2 protein-coding genes and 1 pseudogene are annotated in these 1,224 nt (G+C 74.6%); 1 reads left to right on the top strand and 2 read right to left on the bottom strand.

The annotated features are described in order from the left end of the window. Positions 1-280, bottom strand: a 280-nt coding sequence (locus ABZV78_RS31805) for a M4 family metallopeptidase (protein WP_355644569.1), incomplete at its 3' end; no start/stop codon positions are given. Positions 281-384: 104 nt separating this feature from the next. On the opposite strand from ABZV78_RS31805, the gene ABZV78_RS31800 reads away from it, so the two are divergent. After that, positions 385-795: a hypothetical protein gene (locus ABZV78_RS31800; RefSeq protein ID WP_355644567.1), complete on the top strand. Its 411-nt coding sequence runs from the start codon at positions 385-387 to the stop codon at positions 793-795. 9 nt (positions 796-804) lie between these two features. Here the strand turns inward: ABZV78_RS31800 and ABZV78_RS31795 are convergent. Further along, positions 805-1,224, bottom strand: a pseudogene (locus tag ABZV78_RS31795) (hypothetical protein); the annotation flags it as partial.

Raw genomic sequence — 1,224 nt, 5'->3', positions numbered from 1 at the left:
TGCCGTTGCAGGTCGGGCTGTTGCCGTACGACGAGGAGCCGCTGCCGACGGCGAGCAGGTAGAAGAAGTGGTTCGCCACGCCGGAGGAGTAGTGCACGTCCAGCCGGCCGACGGACCTGCTCCAGCAGTCGGCGGAGGAGCCGTCCTTGGAGGGCTTGTCCATGTAGCGCAGCGGGGCGCCGCTGCTGCGCAGCTTCTCGCCGATCAGGTAGTCGCCCGGGTCCTTGCTGTTGGCCGCGGAGAACTCGACGAGGGTGCCGAAGTTTCGCGTCCCGTTCACCACCCGGTGCGGGGGCGGCGCCGCGAGCGCCGGGACCGTGCCCCGCCCGGTCGGGCTGCGCCGTCTCGCGAACCCGGCCGCGGCCAGCGCCGTAACCTCGGGGAATGCGTTCTCCGCAGGCGACCGGGACGGCCCCGGACCGGACCGATCGTCCGCTGCTCGCCGGTGGGCTGCTGGTCGCCACCGGCCTGACCGACGTGCTGGCCGCGTACGGGATGCTCCGGTCCGGATCGTTCATCGTGCTGGGCGAGGAAGGCCTCTACCCGGTCGACGTCGCCGGCTGGACCTGGCTGCACCTGGTGGTCGGGGCCGCGGTGGCGCTCGCCGGGCTGGTGGCGATCAGCGGCCGGCGGGACGCGGCCGCCGTGGCGATCGGCTGCGCCGCGCTGGCGCTCGTCGTGGACCTGCTCCTGCTGCCGTACGCGCCGATCCGGTTGGTGTTGGTGGCCGCCCTCGACGCGGCCGCGATCCGGCTCCTGCTCCGGCACCGCCGGGCCACCCGCCGGGCGGGGTGAGGCCGCCGGTCAGCGGGGCTCGCAGATCCGGCCGGTGAAGGCCGGGTCGCCCTCCCGGTCCGCCGACCACACCGGGTTCAGGGCCAGCGCGAGCGGCGGGGCCTGCCAGGCCGCGCCCAGCCGCTGGAGCAGGCGGTACTCGCGGCGTGGCTGGTCGACCCGGCCACCGGCGAGGAAGTCCTCCACCCGGTCCTGAGCGAGCCGCTGGCCGATCAGCCCGCCGTGCAGGGCGGGCATCTGGAACACCGGGATCCGGCTGTACTCGCCGGGCGGCGCCTCCGCCGCGCTGACCGTCGGCAGGAAGGCGATCATGCGGACCCCGGCCACCGGGCAGAGCGTGCGGTTTCGGTAGAACGGCGCGTTGACCAGCACCGACCGCACGAACGGCTCGTCCGGACGGCTCTTCACGCTGCGGCCCACGTTGGCCAG

Source organism: Micromonospora sp. NPDC004540, from assembly GCF_040610095.1.
GTDB lineage: Bacteria > Actinomycetota > Actinomycetes > Mycobacteriales > Micromonosporaceae > Micromonospora.
This window is presented reverse-complemented; position numbering and strand designations above follow the sequence as displayed.

Bases quoted from the DNA above. Each gene is read 5' to 3' on its own strand.
- ABZV78_RS31800 (WP_355644567.1), top strand. From the start codon at position 385: ATGCGTTCTCCGCAGGCGACCGGGACGGCCCCGGACCGGACCGATCGT.